The sequence below is a fragment of the Paraburkholderia sp. GAS42 genome, from assembly GCF_050436565.1.
Classification (GTDB): Bacteria; Pseudomonadota; Gammaproteobacteria; order Burkholderiales; family Burkholderiaceae; genus Paraburkholderia.
On record NZ_JBNDML010000001.1, the window covers coordinates 528,170 to 554,227 of the forward strand.

Consider the following 26,058-nt stretch of genomic DNA (forward strand, 5'->3'; position numbering starts at 1 on the left):
CTACTCCGACGAGCGGGGTTTGCGCGGCGCCTTCTCGAAGGCGAAGTCGTACAGCCAGCGTGGCAGCACGTGCAGCATGGCGCCTGCGACACGCATCTGCCATGGAAAAGTAGCGAATGCTGTCTTCCGAGCAATCGCATTCGCGACCTTCACGGCGAAGCGGTCCGCATCCATCAGGAACGGCATCGGATACGGATTGCGCTCGGTCATTGGCGTGCGGATATAGCCGGGCGCGATCGTCACGACGGAGACGCCCAGCGGCCGCATCTCGACGCGCAGCGCTTCGAGATACTTCTGCGCCGCCGACTTCGACGCGCTATACGCGCCGGAACCCGGCAGCCCGCGCACGCCAGCGACGCTCGCCACGCCGACCAGCGTGCCTGTGCGTGCAGCGATCATCGCGCGCGCGAACGGCTCGAACGTCGCGACCATGCCGAAGTAGTTCACGTCCATTACGTCGCGAAAGGCGCGCAGATCGCCGTGCCCGGTCACCGCGCCGCGGCTGATGCCCGCATTCGCGATCACGACATCGGGACAGCCATACTGCGCGATGAACGCTTCGGCGGCGGACGCAAGCGCGTCGGCATCGCGAACGTCGACGGGATAAATGGAGATGGGGTGCTGCGGATGGGCTTGCGCGAACGCGGCGAGTGCTTCGCCACGCCGGGCGACGAGCCCGAGAATCGCACCGCGCCGCGCGTATTCGGCGGCGAGTGCCTGACCAATACCGCTCGATGCGCCGGTAATGAAAACCTTCAACGGTGAATTCATACCGGCGCCCAGGCGTTACATCTTCTTCGCGCGGACCTGTGCGACGAGGTAATCCAGCACCTGGATCGTGCCCGGCAGGCTGTCGGTCGCGGCGGGGCCGGTTTCATACTTGCCCTGCACGGCGAGCGTCGGCACGCCTTCGATCTTGTACGCGTCGAGCAGCTTCTTGTCACGTTGCAGTTCGCTTTGCGTCGAGAACGAGTTGTACGCGTCCATGAACTTCTTCGGATCGACGCCGTTCTTCGCGAGGAATTTGGCCTGATCTTCCGGCGTCAGCAGGTAGTTCTTGTTGACGTGAATTTCGTTGAAGATCTTCGGCGTGAGTTGCTGCGCGAGGCCGAGTGCGTCGACGGCGTGATACAGCTTCGAATGCGGGATGAAGTCGTCGCGGAAGGCGACCGGCACGCGCTTGAAGACGACGTCCGGGCCCTGCTTCTTGACCCATGCTTCGAGGAACGGGTCGAATTCATTGCAGTGCGGGCAGCCGTACCAGAAGAATTCGGTGACTTCGATCTTGCCGGCCGGCACTTCAACCGGCTGCGCCGACGCGAGGACGGTGTAGTCCTTACCCGAGACCGGTGCGGTGGGCGTTGCCTGCGCCGCGCCTGCGACGAGACCGAGCGAGAGGAAAAGAATGCTTAGCAGCTTTTTCATGTTCTGTTGACCTGTTTAGGCGGAAAAACGTTGGCCTGTGGTTACTGTTTGGTGAAGCGGATCACGGCGGTGTCCACTCCTGCATCAGACAGCCGCTGGCGCGTTGTGTTCATATCCTCGAATTTCGAGAAAGGCCCGATGCGCACGCGATAGTACGTGACGCCGCCCGCATCGCGCTGCGTGACCTTCGATTCGAAGCCCTGGAAGCCCAGACGCGCGCGTTGCTGTTCGGCATCGGCAGCGGTCTTGTAGGCGCCGACCTGCAGGAAATAGCCCGTGTTGGCATCCGCGGCGGGAGGCGTGGCGGGCGCAGGCACGGAGCCCGGCCTCGCGTTCGCTTCAAGTACCGGTTTCGGCGCCGACGTCGCATTGCTCGCAGTTGCGCTGGAAGGCTGCGGCTTCTTCTCGGGCGTGGCGCTGCTGCCGTTATCGGTAGCGGCCTTCGGCGGCACGGCGACACCGTTCGCGTTCGACGGCGGCACTTCGACGATCTGCGGCTCTTCGAGCATGCCCGACGATTGCGTCTGACTGGTCGTCTGACCGGGCGCGGTGTTCGGCGGCGCGGGTTGCGCAGCCTGCGGCACGGGCTGACCCGGCGTCTTGCCTTGCAGCGGACGGTTTGGATCGTATTGCGGCTGGCTTGCGCCGGCATCCGACGCGGCGGGCGGCGCGACTTTCGAGACAAATGGCGTAGGCGCACGCGTGATATAGAGCGCCACCACCACCGCGATCGCGAGACCTACGATGAGGCCCAGCACGATACCGAGAAAAGTGCCCCCGGACTGTTTTGACTGCTTCGTTGTGCGGCGTGGTTTTGCCATCGTCTGAATCACCTGCCAGTTAATAAGAGTCTGGAACGACCGTCGATTATAACGACGGCCGCACGCAAGGCGCACCGCGGGAATTACATCTTTTCGGGAGCCGAAACGCCGATCGTCGCGAGACCGTTCGCCAGCACCTGACGGGTCGCCGCGAGGAGCGCCGCGCGCGCATTGCGGGCCGCTTCGTCATCGACCAGCACACGCTCAGCGCGGTCATTGTAGAACGAGTGAAATTCCCCGGCGAGGTCGCGCAGATAGAACGCGACCGCGTGCGGCGCGAGTTCATTGGCGGCGTGTTCGAGCATGTCCGGGTACTCGGCGATCTTTTGCAGCAGCGCGAGCGAGCGCTCCGTGACGAGCGGCGAGAGATCGGCCGTTGGCAGGACGGCTTCGTCGGCGTTGTAGCGCGACTTCCATTCGTTCAGCACCGAGCAGATCCGCGCATGCGCGTACTGCACGTAGTACACGGGGTTTTCGTCGCTCTGCTTCAGCGCGAGGTCGACGTCGAACACGAATTCCGTGTCGGCCTTGCGCGAGATCAGGAAGAAGCGAACGGCGTCGCGGCCGCGGCGGATCGTCTCTTCATCGAGCAGTTCCGGCGACACTTCCGTGCCCGGCGTCGCGCCGCCCGACCATTCGATCAGGTCGCGCACCGTCACATAGCTGCCCGCGCGCTTCGAGATCTTCACCTCGGCGCCGTCACGCATCACGGTGACCATCTTGTGCAGGATGTAGTCGGGATAGCCCTTCGGAATACCGATGCCGAGCCCCTGCAGGCCGGCGCGCACCCGCGCGATCGTGCCGTGGTGGTCCGAGCCCTGAACGTTGATGACCTTCGTGAAGCCGCGTTCCCACTTCGCGACGTGATAGGCAACGTCCGGCACGAAGTACGTGTACGTGCCGTCGGTCTTGCGCATCACGCGGTCCTTGTCGTCGCCGTCGTCGGTCGTGCGCAGCCACAGCGCGCCTTCCTGATCGTACGTCTTGCCGGCAGCGACGAGCGCCGCCACGGTCTTCTCGACGCGGCCTTCCTTGTACAGCGACGATTCCAGATAGTACTGGTCGAACTTCACACCGAACGCCTGCAGGTCCATGTCCTGCTCGTGGCGCAGATACGCCACTGCGAAGCGGCGGATCGCGTCGAGATTCTCGACGTCGCCTTCGCCCTTGACCGGCTCGCCATCTTTGGCGGCGACGGTTTCGCCCGCCAGATAATCGCGCGCGATATCGGCGATGTACTCGCCGTTGTATGCGGATTCCGGCCAGCCGGCGTCGCCGGGCTTGATGCCGCGGGCGCGCGCCTGGGTCGACAGCGCGAGCGTCTGGATCTGCACGCCGGCGTCGTTGTAGTAGAACTCGCGATGGACCGCATAGCCCTGCGAGGCCAGCACGTTCGACAACGCATCGCCGAGCGCCGCCTGACGGCCGTGGCCGACGTGCAGCGGACCCGTCGGATTCGCCGACACGAATTCGACCAGCACGCGCTTGCCCGCTTCGCGTGTCGAGCGGCCGAACGCGTCTTTTTCAGCGAACACGGCAGCAACCGCAGCCTGCTTCGACGTCGCGGCGAGACGCAGGTTGATGAATCCCGGGCCAGCCACTTCCGCACCTTCGACGAGCCCTTGCGCTTGCGGATGCGCGAGCACGACATCGACGATCTGCTGCGCGAGCTGGCGTGGATTCGCGCGCAGCGGCTTGGCAAGCTGCATGGCGACATTGCACGCGACGTCGCCATGCGCTGCGACCTTGGGTCGTTCGAGCGTGATCACCGGCTCGACGAAGGTGGCTTCGGACGCGCCCTGGGTCGTCTGGGTGACCTGCTTCACGGCATCGGCGAACAGGGTTTCGAGAGTTTGTTTATGTGCAGGCAGCATGCTTGTTGCGAGTCCAGTGAGACAGTCCGTGTGTTCGGGCGCGGCGCCGGCCTTGCGTGACGCGTGCGGCCGGTCCGTCGAATGAGGTGGAAAGCGGGCGCCGCGTCTGCGCAGGGACGGCCGCATCGGCGTCACCGGACATCGCGTTGCGTTGCCATGCCGGCCGCAGCGCTTCGTCGGGCGACACGCGTCGTTCTGGCAATGGCCTGTCCGGCGCACCAGCCGGCGCTTTTCCGTTCAGACGGATTTTAGCAGGTGCTAATATGTCCAATGAGTTACCCGGCTTGAGCCGGGCCGCCGGCACGCGCGAAAGCGCCGGTGGGACCAGCGCGGAAGCGTCCTGACCGGCGCCGCGCGCGCGGATCCAACATAACGAAAAGGGAACTGTCATGTTGATTACGTTCAAATGCCACGCCTGCCCGGACGTGGTGATGCTGGAGAATCTCGCCCAGTATCTCGTCGGTATCGTCGGCAAGCGGTTGGGTGAGCGCGGTGTCATTACGCACGATGAACTCGCCACCGCGATCACGAAACTCGAAGCCGCCATTCACGTCGACAAGAAGGAGCGTGCCGAGCACGACGGCCACTTCCACGAAGGGGAGGAAGGCCACGAGCACCACGAGATTCCGATCGGCCTCGCGCAACGCGCGTTCCCGTTCCTCGACATGCTGCGCGCAGCGCAGAAGGAAAACACGGACGTCCTCTGGGGCCTCTGACCTGATTGTCGGGGCGCGGCGGCGTCAGCGTAAGCGCCAGACGGGCGCATTTCAGCCTGCGCGCGGCGGCTCGTCGGCTCGCGCAGATCAACCCCCCGTCCGCAGATAAAAAAAGAGCCCGCTACGGGCTCTTTCTTTTCCTGCTGCCGGATGGCCGGTACGCTTACTGGCTGGCGGCGTCTGCCGGTGCGGCCGCGGGCGCCGAAGCACCCTTCTTCACCTTGGCCTTCTTCGGCTTCTTCACGTGCTTTTCCGTCGGCGGCGAGTACGAGCTGACCGCGCTCGACTGCGCCGGGGCCGCCGGCTGTTGCGCCAGCGTCACCGAGGCGCCGCAGGCAAGTGAAAGTCCAGTCAACATCAGCGTCAACTTCTTCATACGATTTTTCTCCGTGACGGTTGCAAGTCATTGAACCGACGCGTTTTTTGGCCGCGTCTGGTAGAGGTCAAGCTACCGCAGTCTACAAAGACGAAAAATAAGGTGCCTGAAATATTCAGTTTATATGCGCATCGATATAGTCCGCCGTCACGTGACCGTCCTCACAGTTGTGGCGCCAGCGCCCGCTGGGCGTCCGCCTTCGACAGGCTGGCGCGCCGCGCGTAGTCCTCCAGCTGGTCTTCGCCAATCTTGCCGACCGAGAAATACGTGCTGTCCGGGTGGGCCAGATAGAAGCCCGACACGCTCGCCGCCGGCAGCATCGCGAGCGATTCGGTCACGCTCATGCCTACGTCGCCGGCTTGCAGGTAGTTGAACATGTCGCGCTTCACCAGGTGATCCGGGCAGGCCGGATAGCCTGGCGCCGGACGGATACCCTTGTACTTTTCACCGATGAGGTCGTCGTTCGACAGCGTTTCACTCGCCGCGTAGCCCCACAGGTCGCGGCGCACACGGGCGTGCATCGCTTCGGCGAACGCTTCCGCGAAGCGGTCGGCCAGCGCCTTCAGCATGATCGCGCTGTAGTCGTCGAGATCCTTCTCGAACTGCTTTTCCTTCACGTCGACGCCAATGCCCGCCGTGACCGCGAACATGCCGATGTAGTCGGCGACGCCCGAATCCTTCGGCGCGATGAAGTCGGCCAGCGACCGGTTCGGCCGCATCACGCCGTCGACGACCGGACGCACGCTCTGCTGGCGCAGATTGCGCCAGGTCAACGCGACTTCCGAGCGCGAATCATCGGTGTAGATCTCGATGTCGTCGTCGTTTACCGTGTTGGCCGGCAGCAACGCGATGACGCCGTTGGCCTGCAACCATCGGCCCTGGATCAGGCGCGCGAGCATCGACTTGCCGTCTGAGAACACCTTGCGCGCCGATTCACCGACGATCTCGTCATTCAGGATCGCGGGATACGGACCGGCGAGATCCCATGTCTGGAAGAACGGGCCCCAGTCGATGTAGTTCGCCAGATCGTTCAGATCGAAGTTCTTGAAGATGCGCCGGCCAATGAACTTCGGCTTCACGGGTTGATAGCCGCTCCAGTCGATCTTCGTCTTGTTCGCGCGCGCTTCGGCGAGCGTGACCATCGGCAGCGCCTTCCTGTTGGCGTGCTGGTCGCGGATGCGGTCGTAGTCGGTCTTGAGCTCTTCGAGGTATCTGGCCGCGCCCTGATCCGACAGCAGGCTCGACGCCACCGATACCGAACGCGAAGCATCGGGCACATAAACGACCGGCCCTTCGTAATGCGGTGCGATCTTCACGGCCGTGTGTACGCGCGAAGTCGTCGCGCCGCCGATCAGGAGCGGAATCTTCTTCACGCGGAAGTAGTCGTCGCGCTGCATTTCAGACGCGACGTAGGCCATCTCTTCGAGGCTCGGCGTAATGAGGCCCGACAAACCGATGATGTCCGCGCCCTCGACCTTTGCTTTTGCGAGGATGTCGTTGCACGACACCATCACGCCCATGTTGACCACTTCGAAGTTATTGCACTGAAGCACCACCGACACGATGTTCTTGCCGATATCGTGCACGTCGCCCTTCACGGTCGCGATGACGATCTTGCCCTTCGCGCGCACGTCGGCGCCGGCTTCGGCGAGCAGCTTCTTTTCTTCTTCGATGAACGGGATCAGATGCGCAACGGCCTGCTTCATCACGCGCGCCGATTTCACGACCTGCGGCAGGAACATCTTGCCCTGACCGAACAGGTCGCCGACGATGTTCATGCCGTCCATCAACGGGCCTTCGATCACGTTGATCGGACGGCCACCTTCGGCGGCGATCTTCGCGCGCGCTTCTTCGGTGTCTTCGACGATGAAGTTCGTGATGCCAAGCACGAGCGCGTGAGCCAGACGTTTCTCGACCGGCTGGTTACGCCATTCGAGGTTCTCTTCCTTCTTCGCGGCGCCGGTTTTGAACCGGTCGGCGATTTCGAGCAGACGGTCGGTGCCATCTTCGCGACGATTCAGCACGACGTCCTCGACGCGCTCACGCAGTTCCGGATCGAGGTCGGCGTACACGCCGAGCTGGCCGGCGTTGACGATGCCCATGTCCATGCCCGCCTGAATCGCGTAATACAGGAACACGGTGTGAATCGCCTCGCGCACCGGATCGTTGCCGCGGAACGAGAACGACACGTTCGACACGCCGCCGCTCACCTTCGCAAACGGCAGGTTTTCCTTGATCCAGCGCGTCGCGTTGATGAAGTCGACCGCGTAGTTGTTGTGCTCTTCGATGCCGGTCGCGATCGCGAAGATGTTCGGATCGAAGATGATGTCTTCCGGCGGGAAGCCGACTTCGTTCACGAGGAAGTCGTACGAGCGCTTGCAGATCTGTGTCTTGCGCTCGAACGTATCGGCCTGCCCCTGCTCGTCGAACGCCATCACGACAGCCGCCGCGCCATAACGGCGAATCAGGTTCGCGTGATGGCGGAACGCTTCTTCGCCTTCCTTCAGCGAGATCGAGTTGACGATCGCCTTGCCCTGCACGCACTTCAGGCCGGCTTCGATCACTTCCCACTTCGACGAGTCGATCATGATCGGCACGCGCGCGATGTCCGGCTCGGATGCGATCAGATTCATGAAGCGGACCATCGCCGCTTTCGAATCGAGCATCGCTTCGTCCATGTTGACGTCGATGACCTGCGCGCCGTTCTCGACCTGGTGCCGCGCAACGGCGAGCGCTTCGTCGAACTGGCCGTTGAGAATCATGCGGGCAAACGCCTTCGAGCCCGTCACGTTGGCCCGTTCGCCGACGTTGATGAAGAGCGAGCCAGAAGTGACGTTGAACGGCTCGAGGCCGGAGAGGCGCATGGTGTGATCGGTCATGTCTTGTGCCTGATTCGGTTGCGTGCTGCGGTTGCCTGCATCAGATGCGTGCCGCTGATGCTGTATTGAAGAGGAACGGCGGGCGCGGCCGTTCAGGCCGCGTCGCGGTATTGCGTCGGCCACTTGCGCGGCTTGATGTCGGCCAGCGCCTTCGCGATCGCGGCGATGTGATCCGGCGTCGTGCCGCAGCAGCCTCCCGCGATGTTCACGAGCCCCGCCTGCGCAAATTCCTTCAGCAGGCCCGACGTATCGGCGGGCAGTTCGTCGAAGCCGGTGTCGCTCATCGGATTCGGCAAGCCGGCGTTCGGATAGCACGACACATACGTATCGCAGAGCCTCGACAGCTCCGCGATGTACGGACGCATCAGCGCCGCGCCGAGTGCGCAGTTCAGGCCAAACGTGAGCGGCTTCGCGTGACGCAGCGAATTCCAGAACGCCTCGACCGTCTGACCCGACAGAATGCGGCCCGAGGCATCGGTCACCGTGCCGGAAATCATGATCGGCAGGCGTTCGCCGGTGTTCTCGAACAGTTCGTCGAGTGCGAAGAGCGCCGCCTTTGCATTCAGCGTATCGAAGATCGTCTCGACGAGGAACAGGTCGACGCCACCGTCCAGCAGCGCTTTCGCCTGATCGTAATACGCGGTGCGCAACTCGTCGAACGTGACGTTGCGCGCACCTGGGTCGTTTACGTCTGGAGAAATACTGGCGGTCTTCGGCGTCGGTCCAATGGCGCCGGCGACGAAGCGCGGCTTGTCGGGTGTCGAATATTTATCGCAGGCTGCGCGCGCGAGCTTCGCCGATTCGAGATTCATCTCGACGGCAAGGCTCTCCATGCCGTAGTCGGCCTGCGCAACACGGGTCGCGCCGAATGTGTTGGTTTCCAGAATGTCCGCGCCCGCTGCGAGGTACTGCTCGTGAATCTCGCTGATGACCTGCGGCTGCGTGATCGACAGCAACTCGTTGTTGCCCTTGATGTCGCGACCATAGTCTTTGAAGCGCTCACCGCGATAACCCGCTTCATCGAGTTTGTAGCGCTGGATCATCGTGCCCATCGCGCCGTCCAGGATCAGGATGCGGGACTTCAGGAGATCGGGCAGCGCGGTGCCGCGCGTATAGGCAACGGCGGTGCGTTCTGGAGCGACGGTTTGAGCAGGCTGGTTCATGACGGGCAAGGCTTGCGCCTGAATTTGCGGTAAACGCATCATTGTAGCCGGAGCGGCACGGCTTCGCCCTTGAGGGACTTGCGCCGCGTGGCTTGACGGGGGATTTCGCGCCGGGAAAAGAAAAACCCCGTCCGGCATGCCGGACGGGGTTTTAAGAGGGTGTCGCCCGAGCGACGTTTCAGTGGAGGATCACCGGCTGATGCATCAGGCTGTCGAACTGGCCGAGGAATTCGTCCACTTCGTCGAGCGACGGTTCTTCTTCGATCAGTTTCTGTACGTGTTCACGAAAGCGTGCCGCCATTGCACCATCAATGTAGATTTCGCGCTGCATCGTCTTGTCAACAATCTCGTAGCCACCTGAACGCATGGCGAGATGGCCGTCTTCCGGCGGGAACTCGACAACACAATAGTTGGGGCTGTTGTAGATCATCTGCATGGCGACACTCCTTATATTTCCGTTGGCTCCAGGCCGTTCCTGCGCTGTAAATGGAGCATATGGTGTGGAATTCAAGGGGTGGACCCGGAGTAACGCGCGTGAAAGGTCCGGATCTACAGTTTAGACCCGGGTTGCCAGAAACGTTTCAAGTAACGCCGCAAATCGGTGCGATTGTTCGACCGGCGCAAGATGGGCGGCCTCCAGCAGCTCAAAACGGCAACCGGGAATGGCATTTGCGCGTGGCCTGCGTCGCGGCCGGTGGTGTGCCCGTAGCGCAGCGCCCAGCAACGGTCAGCGCCGGTTTGTCGATGCGTTTTACCGGCGGCGCGCACATCGAAATCGCGCAAGGCTGCGCACGCGAGCGCATATTCCTCAGTGTGTGTGCGCAACAACACTTCGTTGATCTGTTCGACATGCCGACGCGATGCGTATGCGGCGCATCGAACACTTCGCCGGCGTCAGGGCTTTTCGATGGCGCCGCCGGGGTCGGCAGAAGGCTCGGGCGAATCGCTTGTGCCGTCGTTGCTGCTGGCGGGCGAGGTGTCGCTGTTTGAATCAGGCGCTGCGAGCTTGCCGCGCCAGACGAGTTCGATCTGCGTGCCGTTCGGTTCGGTCTGCACGAGTCGCGCCGGTAACCATCCGAGCGATGGCGCAAGCCATACGTCGATGCGCCGGCGATCGCCTTCGCGTCGTGGCAGGCGCATGAAGTGGCGTGCTTCGACGAAGCCGCCCGGTATGCGCACGCCTTCGTCACCGATTGTCTCGATGGGCCAGATTTCGCCGCTGTCGCTGTCGGCAACGTAGAACTCGCGCGTGACCCCCGGTGTGTACGCCGCGGGATCGCCGCGCACGAGGCTCGCCAGTTGCATGACCATGCTGAAACGATCCTGCGCGCCGTCGGGCAGCGCGAGCGTCGTGGGTGTGCGCGTGAACGCGATCTGTTTCGCTTCGCGGTTGAAGATCGTCATGTCTTCGGGACGACGGCCGCGCTTTTCGATGTACTGGTCGGGCGCGATGCCGAATGCGTCTACATGACCGTGACTCGAATAGCTGAACGTGCCGACGAACGGTAGCGGCACGGAGACGACCATTTCGTATGTGCGTCCGTCGGTGGTCCAGTGGATCGTGCCCGGCTGGTTGCGCACGCCGTTGTAGAACGTGTCGTACTTAAGATCGCTCGAAGGCGGCACCGCGAACTTCACGCCGGGCGATGACTGTGCGGCGCCGGTATTCGACGTCGCGCTGCCAGCCGCTGCGCTGGCACCGGAACCTGATTCAGCCGATGTCGTTTCAGATGAAGCGGATGCTGCCGATGCGCCATCTGCTGGCGTCGTATGCGTGGCTTCGGGACGCGCGATGGTCAGCACACGCTCGCTCTGCTTCTGCGCATGGCTGGGGGGAGCGGGTGTTGCGGAATGCGTCGGCGCCACGCTTGCAGGCGCCTGTTCGACGCGCTCAGGCTTGAGCAGGGCGACCTGCACCGGCGCGTGCGCAGCGTCGACCGGTTGGGATGCATCGCGATGACGCTCGAGCCACTGCGCCGCGATCCAGTGCAGTACGACGACGACAATGAGGACGCAACCCCAGCGCATCGCGCGTACGCGCCGGCGTGCGGACGGTGCAGGCGGTGCAGACGCTGCATTACGCGGCGAGCGATCGGGGCGGGAAGCGGCAGAGTGAGACAACATCGATACGCGTTGGTCCGGTGGTTCTTCGGTCAGCTGATCAGCGCGCTGCCGCGCTGTACCCGAGTTCGTATGAGAGCTTGCGCGCGCACTCGCGCATCGCCGTATCGACCGTTCCGTTCCAGCGGATATCGAACGCGCCTTCGTGTCCCAGCGCGATCAGACCCAGCGCGAGATCGCCCGTCGAATCGAACACCGGCATGCAGAACGCGTGGATGGTCGGCAGCAACATACCTTCGACACGTGCCGCTTCATGTTCGCGCACAGTTGCAAGTGCGGCTTCAACGTCATCGAGCGTGCGCAGTGTGTGCGCATACGATGAACGTCGCGAGTCGGCAAGCTCACGTTCGATCATCGCGCCCGTCTTGCTGCGCGGCAGATACGCGGCGAACAGCAATCCGGTCGCTGAACCGAGCAGCGGCATCACATCGCCGAGCTTCAGCGATGCTTTCGCCGGGTGGCTCGATTCCATCCAGTGCACGACCGTCGGCCCCTGATTGCCCCACACCGCGATGCCGACGGTGAGATCGAGCTGGTCACGCAGTTCAGCAAGCGCGATGCGCGCGAGCTTCACGCCGTCGACGCGCGCCAGCCGCGCGAGGCCAAGCTGCAGCGCAAAGCCGCCGAGTTCATAGCGTCCGGAGAGCGGATCCTGCGCGACGACGCCGAGACGCAGAAAGCTCACCAGATAGCGATGCGCCTTCGCCGGGCTCATGCTCGCGCGTTGCGCGAGATCGCGCAGCATCATCGCGCGCGGCTCGCTGGTCAGCACTTCCAGCAGGCGAAACCCGACCTCGATCGACTGGATGCCCGAACGCAGCTTTTCTTCGCCGCCTTCGTGCGCTTCGGCCGCGTCGTCGTCGCCGGGATCGAGGTCGGCGGGTTCGGACGCATCAGCGGTGATGTCGGGGCGGTTAGTGCCTGGACGGGCAAGTGAAGGCATGGACAATGCGCGTGGCGCGCGAATGGTGAAGCGTGAACAATAGCAACCGGCGTGAGCAACCACCTGCCGGATGCGCGAGACTGCAGCCCGATGCGTAATCGGGTATGAGGCGTGCACGAAGCGTGCATCAATCGCGCATACGAAAACACCGACCGAAAAACACGCGTTTGGGCTGCGACGATTCACCATCGTAGAATAGATTCCCTCTATCGTCATCCACACTGCTTAAATCGCCTATGAAACTTGCCACGCTGAAGGACGGCACGCGCGACGGTCAACTGATCGTCGTGTCCCGCGACCTGCACACCGCGGCGATCGCGGACGCGATCGCGCCGACGCTCCAGCGCGTCCTCGACGACTGGACCTTCTACGCGCCGCAACTCATTGATCTGTACGACTCGCTCAACCAGGGCCGCGCCCGCAATACGTTTTCGTTCGATGCCAAGGCGTGCATGGCGCCGCTGCCGCGCGCGTTCCAGTGGGCGGACGGGTCGTCGTATGTGAATCACGTCGAACTGGTGCGCCGCGCGCGCGGCGCTGAAATGCCGCCGGAATTCTGGACCGACCCGCTGATGTACCAGGGCGGCAGCGACGACTTCATCGGCCCGAGAGAGGACATCGTCTGCGCATCGGAAGAATCCGGCATCGACTTCGAAGCCGAAGTGGCGGTCATCACGGGCGACGTGCGCATGGGCGCAACGCCCGAGCAGGCGCTCAAGGGCGTGCGCCTCGTGACGCTCGTGAACGACGTCTCGCTGCGCAACCTGATTCCCGCCGAACTGGCGAAAGGTTTTGGCTTTTTCCAGAGCAAGCCGGCGACATCGTTCGCACCCGTCGCCGTCACGCCGGACGAACTCGGTGAGCACTGGCGTGAAGGCCGCGTGCATCGTCCGATGATCGTTCACTGGAACGGCAGGAAGGTCGGTCAGCCGGACGCCGGCACCGATATGGTGTTTCACTTCGGTCAGCTGATTGCGCACGCGGCGAAGACGCGCAACCTGGGCGCAGGCGCCATCGTCGGTTCAGGGACGGTCTCGAACAAGGATGCGAAGCGCGGCTACTGCTGCATCGCTGAAAAGCGTTGCCTCGAAACGATCGAGCACGGCGCGCCGCAGACGGAATTCATGAAGTACGGCGACACGGTCAGGATCGAGATGTTCGACGAAGCCGGCAAGTCGATTTTTGGCTCGATCGATCAGGCGGTCGCGCCCGTAGACGGCGCGCATTGATCCGCGAGGAAATCCCCGGTTTGTACGTGATTCACGTTCGGGGCGACCTTTCAGGAGGGTTTCGCCCGATTACGCCGCATGCAGGCATCGCTACACTGACTCACGCGCGACCCGCACCGCCTGTGCAGGTTGCGCACGAGGCGCAAAAATCCCCGCCGAAAAAGGGGATGGCAGGACAAAAACACGTTGCCACGGTGAGGAGACTTGCATGCGAAGCCGGTCGTTCATTCCCCGATTCGGGCGTCCCCGGACGCGGTCGCCATTCTGGCCGCTGGCCGCCCTGAAACACATCCCGCGCCGGCTCGCACTATGGCTGGCCATCGCGTTCAGCGCGGCGCTGCCAGGCGTTACGCAGGCTCAGGTGAAGATCGGACTGGTGCTGTCACTGACGGGGCCGGCGGCGTCGCTGGGCATTCCGGCGCGCGATACGGTCGCGCTGTTTCCGAAAGAACTCGCCGGCCAGAAGGTCGAGTACCTGGTGTTCGATGACGCGTCCGACACCACCCAGGCCGTCCAGAACACGAAGAAGCTGATCTCCGAGGAACACGTCGACGCGATCATTGGTTCGTCGACCACGCCGAATACGCTCGCGATGATCGATGTAATCGCAGAAGGGCAGACGCCAACGATCTCGCTGGCTTCATCGGCGAAGATCATCGCGCCGGTCGATGTAAAGCGTCACTGGATGTTCAAAACGCCCCAGACCGACGCGATGATGGCATCGGCGATCGCGGAACACGCCAGCGAACACGGCGTGAAGACGATTGCGTACATCGGCCAGGCCGACGCGCTCGGCGAAACCTTTTACGCCGAAGTCGCGAAGTTCGCGCAACTGCGCAAGATCAACATCGTCGCTAACGAGCGCTTCAATCGCACCGATCCGGGTGTGACCGGGCAGATTCTCAAGATCATGGCGGCGAATCCCGATGCGGTTGTTGTCGGCGCGGCCGGCACGCCGGCCGCGCTGCCACCGAAGACGCTGAGGTCGCGCGGCTACAAAGGCGTGATCTATCACAACCACGGCGTGGGCAGTAACGACTTCCTGCGCGTGTGCGGTGCGGATTGCAACGGCACGTTCCTGCCCGCGAGCCCGGTGCTCGTCGCTGCGCAACTGCCGGTCGATCATCCTGCCAGGCGGCTCGCGCTCGATTACATCGCGCGCTTCGAGGCGCAGCACGGCGCGGGTAGCGTGTCGGCATTCGGCTCGTACGCGTGGGACGCGGGCCTGCTGCTGGGCGACGCCGTGCCGGTTGCGCTGAAGACGGCCGCGCCGGGTACCCCCGAGTTTCGTCAGGCGCTGCGCGATGCGCTCGAGTCCACCCGCGGTTTCGCGGACTCGAATGGTATTGTCAACATGAGCACGACCGACCACCTCGGGCTCGATCAGCGCGCCCGTGTCATGGTGGAGATTCTCGACGGCAAATGGGTGTATCAGGCGCGCTGACGCTCGCGAGCCGTTCCGCATCGCACCGCGTCGCGGATTTTCGAAACGAACCGTTCTACTGGATTGATCGTCATGTCTCACGAATCGCCTGGCCAAAGCACTCCCAATCCTGACGTCTACGCTGGCTATCATGCGTTGCGACTGCGGCGTCACCCGCACGGCATCCTCGAAATCGTGATGAGCGGCGAAGGAGCGAACAAAAGCGGCCTTGCGACCGCCGACGCGCACATGCATCGCGAACTCGCGGATATCTGGCGCGATGTCGACCACGATCCGCATACGCGCGTCGCAGTGATCCGCGGCGAAGGAAAAGGCTTCTCGGCCGGTGGCGATCTGGGTCTCGTCGAACAGATGGCCACCGATTTCGACGTGCGCACGCGTGTATGGCGCGAAGCACGCGATCTCGTCTACAACGTGATCAACTGCAGCAAGCCGGTCGTCTCGGCGATGCACGGGCCGGCGGTCGGCGCGGGGCTCGTCGCCGGCCTGCTCGCCGATATTTCGATCGCGGCGAAGAGCGCGCGCATCATCGACGGTCATACGCGCCTCGGCGTCGCCGCAGGCGACCACGCGGCGATCGTGTGGCCGCTCCTGTGCGGCATGGCGAAGGCGAAGTACTACCTGATGCTGTGCGAGCCGGTGAGCGGCGAAGAGGCGGAACGCATCGGGCTCGTTTCGCTGGCGGTCGACGAAAACGACCTGCTGCCGAAGGCCTTCGAAGTCGCGCAGAAACTCGCGAGCGGCTCACAGACGGCGATTCGCTGGACCAAGTACGCGCTGAACAACTGGCTGCGCTCGGCGGGGCCGACCTTCGATGCGTCGCTTGCGCTCGAATTCATGGGCTTTGCCGGTCCCGACGTGCGCGAAGGCGTGAGCTCGTTTCGCGAGCGTCGCGCGCCCGATTTCAAGGGCGGCAGTTCGTTCTGAGCGCGGTGACGAGGCGCGGCCGGTTGCGCGTCTTATTTGCGGCAGGAACGCGCACGCCACATGACTCGCCTGATGCCATCAGGCGCGCGGTATGATCGGATGAATCGGACGCAGCGCTTTGGACGCAACGTCCCGCCATTTCCAGGAGCGAGGAGAAAACCATGACCGATACAACCGGCGCCACGCCGCCCTTTCCTGGCTTCCCAGGTTTTCCGCCGGCTGAAATGCTCGACCGGATGTGGGACATGATGCGGATGACGCCGTTCGGCTCCGCGTTTCCTGGCCCGCAAGCCGGCGCGGCGCAGGGGCTGGGGCCGTCGCTGTCGATGATGTCCGACATGATGGCGCCGCTCACCAACGTCGAGGAACTCGACAAACGCATTACCGACATGCGCGCCGTCGAGCAATGGCTGAAGCTGAACCTGAACATGCTGCAGTCGGCGATCCAGGCGCTCGAAGTGCAGCGCGCGACGCTCGCCACCTTGCGTGCGTTCGGCGCGTTCGCGCAGTCGTCGATGAAGCCGGCGGCTTCTGCGTCGACGTCGTCGCCTTCGTCTTCGACTTCCATGCCGTCGTGGATGTCGCATCCGGCGACGTCGGAGCCGGAAAAGCCGGTAGCTGCCGAACCGAAGTCGAGCGAGTCCGACGAAGCCAGCGACGCGGAGCAGTCGCCGCCATTCGACCCGTCGGCGTGGTGGAGCCTGCTGCAATCGCAGTTCAACCAGCTGGCGCAATTCGCGATGGCGCAGCCCGCTGCCGCACCTGGCGCGACCGCGACCGCGGAGGACATGGCCGAAGCTGCCGAAGCTTCGGGTGCGCCGAACGCGCCGGACACGGTGGGTACCGCTGAAGCAACCCGCGACGCCGCGTCGAAGGAATCTGCGGCGGTGAAGCGTCCGGCTGCGAAGCGGCCCTCGTCGACGAAAAGCGCTGCAAGCAGCCGCGGCGCGAAGAAACCACCGCCTTCAGGGGCCTGATCGGGCGCTGACGACCGGAACGGCGCTCGTGCGAAGCGGGGCGCCGCCCTATCCTGCCAGCCGGACACCCGGAACTGTCACATCGCCGTGCTATCATCCCGTAAGCTTTTGGGCCCGTTTGCGCGCACTGAAAACAATGACTCGAGCAGCTCGAACCGCCGCTGGCTGGGCCAGCAGGAGGTTCGACGGTGCAGCCGGCGCGGGCCGGTTCGACCCAGGCACGGTTTTTCTTCACCCACGGTCGGCCGATTCAAGAACTCCGGTTTTCGCAAGTGCACATTTTGCCGCAGGCTTCTTTGCCAGGCGGTGCATCTGGACGCCCGATTACCGCGTAAAATTGAATGATTTTCAGGCCGCGAAGGCGGGCTCTGGCTCGCTCGCAGCAAACAGATACAAACAGACGTCGCAATGCGCAGAACAGGGGTGGGACTATGAACACCATGCTTTACCCGGAACTTTACAAATCGCTCGAATCCGTTCGATGGGACATGGAAAAAGACATTCCCTGGGCCAACTTCGACGCATCGCTGCTCACCGATGAGCAGGCCGAAACGATCAAGATGAACGCGATCACCGAGTGGTCCGCGTTGCCCGCCACGGAAATGTTCCTGCGCGACAACCATCACGACAGCGATTTTTCGGCATTCATGAGTGTCTGGTTCTTCGAGGAACAGAAGCACTCGCTCGTGCTGATGGAATACCTGCGTCGCTTCAAGCCGGAAATGTGCCCGACCGAAGAAGAACTGCACGCCGTGCGCTTCGAATTCGATCCGGCGCCGCCGCTCGAAACGCTGATGCTGCACTTCTGCGGCGAAATCCGCCTGAACCACTGGTATCGCCGCGCGGCTGAATGGCATACCGAGCCGGTGATCAAGCACATCTACGAAACCATTTCGCGCGACGAAGCGCGTCATGGCGGCGCGTATCTGCGCTACATGAAAAAGGCGATGGCGCAAACGGGCGATATTGCACGCGCGGCATTCGCCAAGATCGGCGTGCTGATGGCGTCGGCGCGTCGCACGGAAAAGCCGCTGCATCCGACGAATCTGCACGTGAACCAGGCGCTTTTCCCGCGCGACACGATTCAATCGCGTCTGCCTGATCCGGAATGGCTCGAACGCTGGCTCGACGAACAGATCCGCTTCGATGACGGCTGGGAAAAGAAGGTCGTCGAGCGCATTCTGCACAACCTGTCGATCCTGTTCGAGCGCACGTTCACCACGGCGCAGGAACTGAACCGCTATCGCAAGGAAGTGGTCACGCGTCTGCAGGCAGAGCAGGGCGCCGCGCCGCAGCAGCAACCGGCCTGACGCGCGCCGCGCCGGCTCGACGCGTTCTTTTCGTTACGAACGCAGCAGGTGCGGCATGGAATCGAAACGGCCCGGCAGGCGCAAGCTTCCCGGGCCGTTGCTTTAACCGCGGCTTGAGTTGCGGCTTCGCTTTCAGCGTGAGCGGTATTCACTCTTTTCACCGAACCGCTGCACAAGCGAAACGCAAACCGCGATCGCAATCGTGCCCGGTTCATCTTTCTACTTTTCTCGCCATGTCCGCCATTTTCGAACGCAAGATCATGACCCGCGAGGCACTCGCGCAGCTTCGTCCTTCGCTGACGGGCCCGGTGGTGTTCACGAACGGCGTGTTCGATATCCTGCACCGCGGACACGTCACGTATCTTGCGGACGCAAAGGCGCTCGGCGCCTCCCTGATTGTCGGGGTGAACAGCGACGCGTCGGTACGCCTGCTCGGCAAGGGCGACGATCGTCCGATCAACAATGAGTCCGACCGCATGGCGTTGCTTGCCGCGCTGGAGAGCGTCGACTGGGTGGTGCGCTTCGAAGAACAGACGCCGGTCGCGCTGATCGAAGCGCTGCGTCCGGATATCCTGGTGAAGGGCGGCGACTACGACATGGACGTGCTGCCCGAGTCCGCGCGGGTGCGCAGCTGGGGTGGCCGCGCACTCGCGATCCCGTTCGAGCACGATCGCTCGACGACGGCGCTGCTCAAGAAGGTGCGCACGCAGGGGTGATGCCGACGCAGCGCCTGAAGCGGCCAGCCATTACTGCGTCAACGAAGACGCAGCAATGGGCGCAGCGGGCGCCGGTTCGCCAACAACGGCCTGATCGGCGGCTTCGGCGGCTGTCATTGGCCGCACCTGCAGCGAATCGGCGTGAATCTGGCGACTCACGTGGTTCGGCTCGCGTAGCCCGGCGGCCGGCAGCGGACCGAAGACGCCGCGTACTGCGACAAACGCGAGCATGTTGGCGAGAAACAGGATGGCGATCAGCCAGCGCAGCATCGTCGGGTTCTCCGTCAAATAGATAGTGTGGCCAGTGTCATTGGGTTAGGGCCAGGCGAGCAGTTCGATACTGCGTCGCCCGGCGCACACGCAGGTCTGCGCCACGGCGGCACCGCGCCGCGCGGACCGCACGTCAGCCCTGTTCAACGCCGCTACCTTCGGCGGCAATCAATGCAAGGCCGGACAGCACCAGCGAATCGTGGCGAGTATGCGGCACCTTCAGCGCCGCTGTCACCTCATCTGCTGCACCGCCGCTGGTCACAAGGCGCACCGGCACCTGCCACGCGTCGCCCAGATCGTTCCACATGCGCTCAATCAATCCCGCCTGCGCGAGTGCACATCCGGCCGACAGCGAGCGCGGCGTATCGGTCGCAAACGACGGCCCGCGGCGCGTGCCGTCAGCCAGCAGACCGCGGGCCGAGGCGGTGTCGAGCGTCGGCAGTTGTGCGGTGTGTTCGCCAAGCGAGCGCATCATCAACGACCAGCCAGGCGCGATCAGGCCACCGACAAACGTGCCGTCGGCCCGTAATGCTTCGAGCGTGGTCGCGGTGCCGAACGTGGCGATGAGCAACGGCTCGCCGGGAAACGCCGCATGCGCGCCGATCAGCCCGGCCCACCGGTCGCTGCCCAGCGATGACGGCGTCGTGTAGCCGTTCGTGACGCCGCATTGCTGCGCGACCGCACGGATCGTCGTACGCGGCACTGTGGGCCAGCAAGCATCGAGCAGCCGTCCGATACGCCGCGCGACCGTTTCGCCCGCGACGTTCGAAATCCACACGCTGTCTGGCACGGGCAACGTCGACCAGTCAGGATCGTCAGCGCAAGAAGTCTCTGCGGGAACGGCCACCTCTGTGGACGCCGAACCGTGCGTAAACGCGCCGGTCCGCACTGGCGCGCCGTCGCGTTGCACCAGCGCCCACTTGATCCGGCTGTTGCCCGCGTCGATCAGCAAAAAGGGCTTGCCGCTCATGCGACCCCGTCGGCGAGGCGCAGCGATACGTCGCCGGTCGAGATGGCTTCGCGGCCGGACGCGGTGTCCAGCAGCAACTGGCCGCTATCATCGACGCCAGCCGCTACCCCGCGCGCCACCTCGACGCCCTGTTCGACGAGCACGACTTCGCGCCCTGCATAACCATGGCAGGCGTTCCAGCGCTGGCGGAACGGCGCAAAGCCCTCGGCCGCGAAGCGCTGCAACGCGGGCTCGAGCGCGTTCAGCTCAGCGGCGAGCGTATCGGTGAGATTCGCGTTGGGCAGCGCGCGCGAGAGCGCCGTCGGCGCCGCGCCGCGTGTCTGCGCGGACGCCCCCTTGTTTAGCGCGTCAACCTTCGCCGCCAGTTCCTCGGCGCCCTTCACGTTCGTGCCGATACCGATCACGACAGCGCTTGCATCCGCCGTGCTCCAGGCCGTCTCGATCAGGATGCCGGCGAGCTTGTCGCCTTCAAAAAGCACGTCGTTCGGCCACTTCAGCGAGATCTGGCCCGGCGCCGCGAGCGGCAGCGACCGCAATCCGTCGACCAGTGCCACACCGACCGCAAGGCTTAACCCGGCCAGCCCTTCCAGCGGGCGCGGCAGCACGCAGGCCACCGAGAACAGCAGCGCGTTGCCGGGCTCGGCGTACCAGGGGCGTCCGCGCCGACCGCGACCGGCGGTCTGCAGATAGGCCACGCGGACCATCGGTCGCGTCAGCGCACCGCGTTCGCGCGGCAGCGACTTCAGATGCGCCATCAGGTCGGCGTTGGTCGAGCCGGTTTCTTCGACGATGTCGATCGGCCAGTCGTGCGCCGCGGGTCCGAACAGCGTGACGGCGCGCGCCCGGTCGATACGCCAGTCGCCGGCTGGCGTGGCGTCGGGGGAGGTGGTCGGAGGATTCATGAAGCGTATTGTAGTTGTCCGCCGCCACAAGCGGACAGGAGTGAGCGCTTCGAGACCGCCCAAACGCAGCGCCTTCGTTACAATGGCCGCTGAATCCATCAAGCGAATCCGCGATCCTTGAACTACGATACTCCGCCCGGCCTTGAAGTCGCGGCCGGCAGCCAGGGAAAGATCGTCCGGCTATCCGGCCAGTGGACGGCGCTCGCGCTCGCGCGTGACCGCCATCGCAGCGGCGCCGTGCTGAAGCTGCGCGCGCTCGCGACTGAGAAGATCGGCCAGTGGGACCTGTCGCATGTCGACCGGATGGATCACGTTGGCGGCCAGGCGCTGTGGCGCGTGTGGGGCCACCGGATGCCGGCCGATCTGGTCGAGCTGAGCGACACGCAGCGCGAGATCTTCCACCGTATCGCGCTGCTCGACGCGGCCCGCGAAAATCCCGAGGCGGTCCAGCGCTTCGATCCGTTCACGCGGCTTGGGCTTGGGATTTTCTCGTTCTTCGAGCATCTGTACGGCGGCATCGCGATGTTCGGGCGCGTCGTGCTCGATCTGCTTGCGATCGTGCGCAATCCGAAGCTGATCCCGTGGACCGAGATTTCAGCCAACGTCTTCAACGCCGGCACGAAGGCGCTGGCGATTACCGCGCTCGTCGCGTTCCTGATCGGCATCGTGCTGAGTTACCTGTCGGCGCAGCAGTTGCGGCTCTTCGGCGCAAACCAGTTCATCGTCAATATTCTCGGGCTTTCGGTGATCCGCGAACTCGGGCCGGTGCTGTCGGCGATTCTGGTCGCGGGGCGCTCCGGGTCGGCGATTACCGCGCAGATCGGCGTGATGCGCGTGACCGAAGAACTCGACGCGATGCGCGTGATGGGCATTCCGCACGGCCTGCGGCTGATCCTGCCGCGCGTGCTGGCGCTCGGCATCGCGATGCCGCTACTCGTGATGTGGACCGACATCATCGCGCTGACAGGCGGCGCGCTCGCGGCGAAGATCGTGCTCGGCATCGACATGAGCTACTTTGCGCGGGCGCTGCCAGGCGTCGTCCCGGTCGCGAACCTGTGGATCGGACTAGGCAAGGGCGTGGCGTTCGGCATGCTGATCGCGATCGTCGGCTGTCACTTCGGGTTTCGCATCAAGGCGAATTCGCAGAGTCTCGGTGAAGGCACGACCACGTCAGTGGTAACGTCGATCACGATCGTGATTCTCGCGGACGCCGTGTTCGCGATTCTCTTCCAGAACGTGGGGCTCGGATGACCGCACCGCTCGCCACTGCCGTCCGTGACCAGCCGTTGCCGGAGATTGCCGAACCGGTCATCGAGGTCCGCAATCTGAGCAAACGCTACGGACGCAATATCGTCCACCAGCATCTCGACTTTGAGGTGCGGCGCGGCGAGATCGTGTCGATTGTCGGCGGCTCGGGTTCGGGCAAGACGACGCTCGTGCGGCAGATTCTCGGCCTCGAACGGCCTTCGTCGGGCACGATCAAGGTGTTCGGCGAAGACACGTCGAAGATCGACCCGGAGGAAGCGCGGCTCATGCGCAGCCGCTACGGCATGCTGTTCCAGCAGGGCGCGCTGTTTTCATCGCTATCGGTGTTCGACAACATCGCGCAGCCGCTGCGTGAACTCGGCGAAATCCCCGAAGACCTGCTGCGCGACATCGTGATGCTGAAGCTCGAAATGGTCGGGTTGCCGTGCAAGCATGCGTCGAAAATGCCGGCGGCACTGTCGGGCGGCATGATCAAGCGCGTCGGCATCGCGCGGGCCATCGCGCTCGAGCCGGAACTGCTGTTCCTGGATGAACCGACCGCCGGTCTCGATCCGCAGGCGTCGGAAGAGTTCGTCGAGCTGATCAGCACGCTGCACCGCGCGCTCGGGCTCACGGTGGTGATGGTGACGCACGACCTCGACACGATGGTCGCGCTCTCCACACGAGTCGCCGTGCTGGCTGACCGCAAGGTGCTGGTCGCCGCGCCCGTCGAGGAAGCCGCGGGCGTCGATCATCCGTTTATTCGCGAGTTTTTCCTCGGCCTGCGCGGCCGCCGCGCGCTGCAGGCGCTGCCGCCGGAACGTCGCGCGAAGCTGCCGCCGGCGGCGCTCGAACCGGCATCGGCCGAAGTCCAGTTGTGAATCCGGGAACCTGACCATGGAAAACAAATCACACGCCTTCTGGGCCGGGCTCTTCACCGTCGTGATGGTCGTCGCGATCGGGATCGCGGCGTTCCTGTTCAACGTCGACCGGTCGGTGCGCCAGCCGTATGACCTGATCGCGCGCACGAACGTGACGGGGCTCTTTACCGATGCGGCCGTGCGCTATCGCGGGCTCGATGTCGGCAAGGTGCAGTCGATCAAGTTCGATCGCACTCATCCGGGGCAGATCGTGATCCGCATCATGGTCGACAGGAACGCGCCGATCACGCATTCCACTTACGGCAGCCTCGGCTTCCAGGGCGTGACCGGCATCGCGTTCATCCAGCTCGACGACACGGGCAAGGACCCGTCGCCGTTAGCGTCGACGCCGAAGCAGATTGCGCAGATTCCGATGCATCCGGGTCTGCTCGACCAGTTGCAGCAGCGCGGCGACATCCTGCTGCGCAAGCTGGAAAAAGTCGCCGGTGACGTCGACGAACTGCTGTCGCCGGAGATGCGCGCGCAGTTGCTGGCGACCACCGCGAGTTTGCAGCACGCAGCGGACGGCGTTTCGACGCTCACGCAGCAGATGGCGCCCGCAGTCAGTAAACTGCCGTCGACGTTGAGCCAGCTGGATCGGACGCTGCTCTCGACGAACCAGCTGATCACCAGCCTGAACCGGCCGGATGGCCCGTTCGAAGCCAACCTGAACAAGGTCGGTACGGCGGCGCAGCAGGCCGGCGTCGCGCTGACGTCGATCAATGAGACAGTGCAGGAAATGTCGGCACGCGTCGGCTACGACACGCTGCCGCACGTGAATACCCTCGCCGACGACGTGCGCAGTGCCGCGCGCTCGGTCGACCGTGCCGCCGACACGTTCAGCAACAACCCGCGCAGCGTGCTGTTCGGCGCTGCGCCGGCCGCGCCGGGTCCCGGCGAGCCAGGCTTCGCCTGGCCCGTGGCCCGTGCCACGAAATGACTGAAAAGGAACATAGCAATGCCACGCCCGCTTAACCGCCTTCATCGCTTCTTTTCGCCCGGTGCCGCGCTGGCCGTCCTGCTCGCTCTCGGCGTGCTGTCGGGATGCGCCGGCAATCCGGCGGCGATTTCCGATATCCGCTACGACTTCGGACCACCTGTGCCGAGCGCCTCGGTGGGTCCGATGCCGGCGATCAAGGTGCTGGAAGTCGACGCGCCCGAAACGCTCGGCTCCGACAAACTGACGTACCGGTTGAGCTACAGCGACGCGCAGCAACTCGCCGCGTACGCGAACAGCCACTGGACGATGCCGCCCGCGCAACTCCTGACGCAACGTCTGCGCACGGCGCTCAGTTCGCGCGGCGCGGTGCTGACCGGCGCCGACGGCGTGCGCGCGCCGGTGCTGAAGGTCGAGTTGCAGGAGTTCGAGCAGGTATTCGACGGCCAGACCGAAAGCCATGGCGCCGTCACGGCGCGTGCGACGCTGTTCCAGGATGGCAAGGTGGTCGGCCAGCGCAGCTTCGTCTCGCGTGCGCCGTCGACTTCGCCCGATGCGGCGGGCGGCGCGCGCGCGCTCGCCGCCGCCAGCGACGAGATCGTGTCGCAGATCGGCGCATGGCTCGGCGTACAGCCGCTCGTCGCCGCGCAATGACGGATTCGCGGCGCACGCTCCGGAGCGCTGCATGACTGTGAAATCCTGGCAGCGCCGCCCGTCGGCGTTCGCGAGACAGGCGCTGGCGGTGTACGCGGCACTGATCGTCTACGGCTCGCTGTATCCGTTCACCGGCTGGCGCTCGCTCGGCCTCGGGCCGTTCGATTACCTGTTCGAGCCGCTTCCGCAGTACCTCACCGCTTTCGACGTCGTCACCAATGTGCTCGGCTATATGCCGTTCGGCGCGCTGGTTGTGCTGGCGGCGTATCCGCGCTGCCGCGGCGCGCTGGCTGTTGGCGTCGCGTTCGTGCTGGGCGCGCTGCTGTCGGGCGCGATGGAAGCCATCCAGACGTACCTGCCGACGCGGGTCGCGTCGAATCTCGATCTCGCCGCCAATGCGCTGGGCGCGCTCCTCGGCGCGGCGCTGATGTCGCCGGCGACGGGGCCGCTGCTCGATCGTGGCGCGCTGCGGCGGGTGCGTTTCCTGTGGTTCCATCGCGACGCGGCGGCATTGCTGGGGCTCGCGCTTCTCTGGCCGTTCGCGACCATGTACCCGGCGCCGCGCCTCTTCGGCATCGGCGACTGGCCGCGTGAACTGTGGCTGCGTTTCGATTCGACGATGCAGGATGCGCTGCTCGCGTGGACGCCGGAACAATGGCACGTGCCGTCGTGGCCCGCGTACGTTGCCGCATGGCTGCCCGACGATGCGTGGGAAGCCGTGATCACGGCGTTCAGCCTGTTCGCCGCGTGCGCGCTGGCGTCGCTGCCGGTGCGTGAGCGGGCACCGCGGATCCGGCTGCTGCTGACCTTTGTCGCGATGACGCTTTTCGTGAAAGTCGGCGCGACGTTTCTTCAATCGCAGACGGGCCTCGCCTTCAACTGGGCGACGCCCGGCGCGCTCGTGGGTCTGCTCTGCGGCATGGTTGCGGCGCTGCTCGCACTGGCGCTGCCGTCGGCGTGGCGCGGGGCGCTTGCGGCGCTCGCGCTCGTCCTGATGCTCGTGTTCGGTAATGTGCTGCCGGTGAATCCGTATTTCGATGTCGTGCTCGCCGACTGGCGTCAGGGCCGCTACCTGCATTTCAACGGGCTCGCGCACTGGCTCGCGTGGATGTGGCCGTACGCGGCGCTCGTCTGGCTTGCGTTCTCGGCCGAGCGGGCATGGGTCTCGCGGGGCCGCGTCAGCGGCTGACGGTCCCGCTCGCTATAATCGACCGGACCTGCAGACTTCATATAGCGGAT

General features: G+C 64.3%; 25 protein-coding genes and 1 pseudogene. 12 read left to right on the top strand and 14 right to left on the bottom strand.

The window, feature by feature from the left end; all coding sequences use genetic code 11:
- From P3T16_RS02425 to argS, 4 genes are all read right to left on the bottom strand, one after another.
- Window positions 1-771: an SDR family oxidoreductase gene (locus tag P3T16_RS02425; RefSeq protein ID WP_429254943.1), complete on the bottom strand. Its 771-nt coding sequence runs from the start codon at window positions 769-771 to the stop codon at window positions 1-3.
- A gap of 15 nt (window positions 772-786) precedes the next feature.
- Complete coding sequence (locus tag P3T16_RS02430) at window positions 787-1,425, bottom strand: thiol:disulfide interchange protein DsbA/DsbL (RefSeq protein ID WP_429254942.1); 639 nt, start codon at window positions 1,423-1,425, stop codon at window positions 787-789.
- A 41-nt stretch (window positions 1,426-1,466) separates the two neighbouring features.
- A complete protein-coding gene (locus tag P3T16_RS02435; protein WP_429341034.1) occupies window positions 1,467-2,246 on the bottom strand; it encodes an SPOR domain-containing protein in 780 nt (259 codons plus the stop codon).
- An 83-nt stretch (window positions 2,247-2,329) separates the two neighbouring features.
- Entirely contained in the window at window positions 2,330-4,120 is a 1,791-nt protein-coding gene (gene argS, locus P3T16_RS02440; protein WP_429341035.1) for an arginine--tRNA ligase, read from the bottom strand.
- Between the two features lie 389 nt (window positions 4,121-4,509).
- Between argS and P3T16_RS02445 the strand changes: the two genes are divergently transcribed.
- Complete coding sequence (locus P3T16_RS02445; RefSeq protein ID WP_429254939.1) at window positions 4,510-4,836, top strand: DUF1840 domain-containing protein; 327 nt, start codon at window positions 4,510-4,512, stop codon at window positions 4,834-4,836.
- Window positions 4,837-4,999: 163 nt separating this feature from the next.
- Here the strand turns inward: P3T16_RS02445 and P3T16_RS02450 are convergent, their stop codons facing one another.
- From P3T16_RS02450 to P3T16_RS02480, 7 genes and pseudogenes are all read right to left on the bottom strand, one after another.
- The gene (locus tag P3T16_RS02450) at window positions 5,000-5,212 is read right to left on the bottom strand and encodes an acid-shock protein (RefSeq protein WP_429341036.1); all 213 of its coding nucleotides are present in this window, start codon (window positions 5,210-5,212) and stop codon (window positions 5,000-5,002) included.
- Window positions 5,213-5,373: 161 nt separating this feature from the next.
- A complete protein-coding gene (gene metH / locus P3T16_RS02455; protein WP_429341064.1) occupies window positions 5,374-8,157 on the bottom strand; it encodes a methionine synthase in 2,784 nt (927 codons plus the stop codon).
- A gap of 26 nt (window positions 8,158-8,183) precedes the next feature.
- Entirely contained in the window at window positions 8,184-9,254 is a 1,071-nt protein-coding gene (locus P3T16_RS02460) for a homocysteine S-methyltransferase family protein (protein WP_429341037.1), read from the bottom strand.
- Between the two features lie 178 nt (window positions 9,255-9,432).
- The gene (locus P3T16_RS02465; protein WP_228875410.1) at window positions 9,433-9,690 is read right to left on the bottom strand and encodes a BTH_I0359 family protein; all 258 of its coding nucleotides are present in this window, start codon (window positions 9,688-9,690) and stop codon (window positions 9,433-9,435) included.
- 120 nt (window positions 9,691-9,810) lie between these two features.
- Window positions 9,811-10,103 (bottom strand): annotated as a pseudogene (locus P3T16_RS02470) (3-oxoadipate enol-lactonase); the annotation flags it as partial.
- 45 nt (window positions 10,104-10,148) lie between these two features.
- Complete coding sequence (locus P3T16_RS02475; RefSeq protein WP_429341038.1) at window positions 10,149-11,378, bottom strand: DUF3108 domain-containing protein; 1,230 nt, start codon at window positions 11,376-11,378, stop codon at window positions 10,149-10,151.
- A gap of 37 nt (window positions 11,379-11,415) precedes the next feature.
- Window positions 11,416-12,318, bottom strand: a complete 903-nt coding sequence (locus P3T16_RS02480) for an IclR family transcriptional regulator (RefSeq protein WP_429341039.1) — start codon at window positions 12,316-12,318, stop codon at window positions 11,416-11,418.
- A 236-nt stretch (window positions 12,319-12,554) separates the two neighbouring features.
- Here P3T16_RS02480 and P3T16_RS02485 point away from each other — a divergent pair, with 236 nt between their 5' ends.
- The 6 genes from P3T16_RS02485 to rfaE2 all read left to right on the top strand — a co-directional run bounded on the left by P3T16_RS02485 (window position 12,555) and on the right by rfaE2 (window position 18,921).
- Entirely contained in the window at window positions 12,555-13,547 is a 993-nt protein-coding gene (locus P3T16_RS02485; RefSeq protein ID WP_429341040.1) for a fumarylacetoacetate hydrolase family protein, read from the top strand.
- A gap of 208 nt (window positions 13,548-13,755) precedes the next feature.
- The gene (locus P3T16_RS02490) at window positions 13,756-14,991 is read left to right on the top strand and encodes an ABC transporter substrate-binding protein (protein ID WP_429341041.1); all 1,236 of its coding nucleotides are present in this window, start codon (window positions 13,756-13,758) and stop codon (window positions 14,989-14,991) included.
- A 72-nt stretch (window positions 14,992-15,063) separates the two neighbouring features.
- Entirely contained in the window at window positions 15,064-15,918 is an 855-nt protein-coding gene (locus tag P3T16_RS02495; protein WP_429254932.1) for an enoyl-CoA hydratase/isomerase family protein, read from the top strand.
- Between the two features lie 161 nt (window positions 15,919-16,079).
- The gene (locus P3T16_RS02500) at window positions 16,080-16,895 is read left to right on the top strand and encodes a PhaM family polyhydroxyalkanoate granule multifunctional regulatory protein (protein WP_429341042.1); all 816 of its coding nucleotides are present in this window, start codon (window positions 16,080-16,082) and stop codon (window positions 16,893-16,895) included.
- A 431-nt stretch (window positions 16,896-17,326) separates the two neighbouring features.
- Entirely contained in the window at window positions 17,327-18,205 is an 879-nt protein-coding gene (locus tag P3T16_RS02505; protein WP_429254930.1) for a ferritin-like domain-containing protein, read from the top strand.
- A gap of 233 nt (window positions 18,206-18,438) precedes the next feature.
- Complete coding sequence (gene rfaE2 / locus P3T16_RS02510) at window positions 18,439-18,921, top strand: D-glycero-beta-D-manno-heptose 1-phosphate adenylyltransferase (RefSeq protein ID WP_429341043.1); 483 nt, start codon at window positions 18,439-18,441, stop codon at window positions 18,919-18,921.
- Between the two features lie 30 nt (window positions 18,922-18,951).
- On the opposite strand, the gene P3T16_RS02515 is transcribed toward rfaE2, so the two are convergent.
- The 3 genes from P3T16_RS02515 to P3T16_RS02525 all read right to left on the bottom strand — a co-directional run bounded on the left by P3T16_RS02515 (window position 18,952) and on the right by P3T16_RS02525 (window position 21,063).
- A complete protein-coding gene (locus P3T16_RS02515) occupies window positions 18,952-19,191 on the bottom strand; it encodes a hypothetical protein (protein ID WP_429254928.1) in 240 nt (79 codons plus the stop codon).
- A 133-nt stretch (window positions 19,192-19,324) separates the two neighbouring features.
- Window positions 19,325-20,161: a type III pantothenate kinase gene (locus P3T16_RS02520; protein WP_429341044.1), complete on the bottom strand. Its 837-nt coding sequence runs from the start codon at window positions 20,159-20,161 to the stop codon at window positions 19,325-19,327.
- Window positions 20,158-21,063 (bottom strand): biotin--[acetyl-CoA-carboxylase] ligase, encoded by a 906-nt coding sequence (locus P3T16_RS02525; RefSeq protein ID WP_429341045.1) that lies wholly within the window; start codon window positions 21,061-21,063, stop codon window positions 20,158-20,160. The genes P3T16_RS02520 and P3T16_RS02525 overlap by 4 nt, the downstream gene beginning before the upstream one ends.
- Before the next feature lie 117 nt (window positions 21,064-21,180).
- Between P3T16_RS02525 and P3T16_RS02530 the strand changes: the two genes are divergently transcribed.
- The 5 genes from P3T16_RS02530 to P3T16_RS02550 are packed head-to-tail and all read left to right on the top strand — an operon-like array spanning window position 21,181 to window position 26,008.
- On the top strand, window positions 21,181-22,314 hold the full coding sequence (locus P3T16_RS02530) for an MlaE family ABC transporter permease (protein ID WP_429254925.1): 1,134 nt from the start codon (window positions 21,181-21,183) through the stop codon (window positions 22,312-22,314).
- On the top strand, window positions 22,311-23,189 hold the full coding sequence (locus P3T16_RS02535) for an ABC transporter ATP-binding protein (protein WP_429254924.1): 879 nt from the start codon (window positions 22,311-22,313) through the stop codon (window positions 23,187-23,189). The genes P3T16_RS02530 and P3T16_RS02535 overlap by 4 nt, the downstream gene beginning before the upstream one ends.
- Window positions 23,190-23,205: 16 nt before the next feature.
- Window positions 23,206-24,168, top strand: coding sequence for an MlaD family protein (locus tag P3T16_RS02540; protein WP_429341046.1), 963 nt, complete (start codon window positions 23,206-23,208; stop codon window positions 24,166-24,168).
- 18 nt (window positions 24,169-24,186) lie between these two features.
- Window positions 24,187-24,819: an ABC-type transport auxiliary lipoprotein family protein gene (locus P3T16_RS02545; RefSeq protein ID WP_429341047.1), complete on the top strand. Its 633-nt coding sequence runs from the start codon at window positions 24,187-24,189 to the stop codon at window positions 24,817-24,819.
- 31 nt (window positions 24,820-24,850) lie between these two features.
- Entirely contained in the window at window positions 24,851-26,008 is a 1,158-nt protein-coding gene (locus P3T16_RS02550; protein WP_429341048.1) for a VanZ family protein, read from the top strand.
- The last annotated feature ends 50 nt before the right edge of the window (window positions 26,009-26,058 follow it).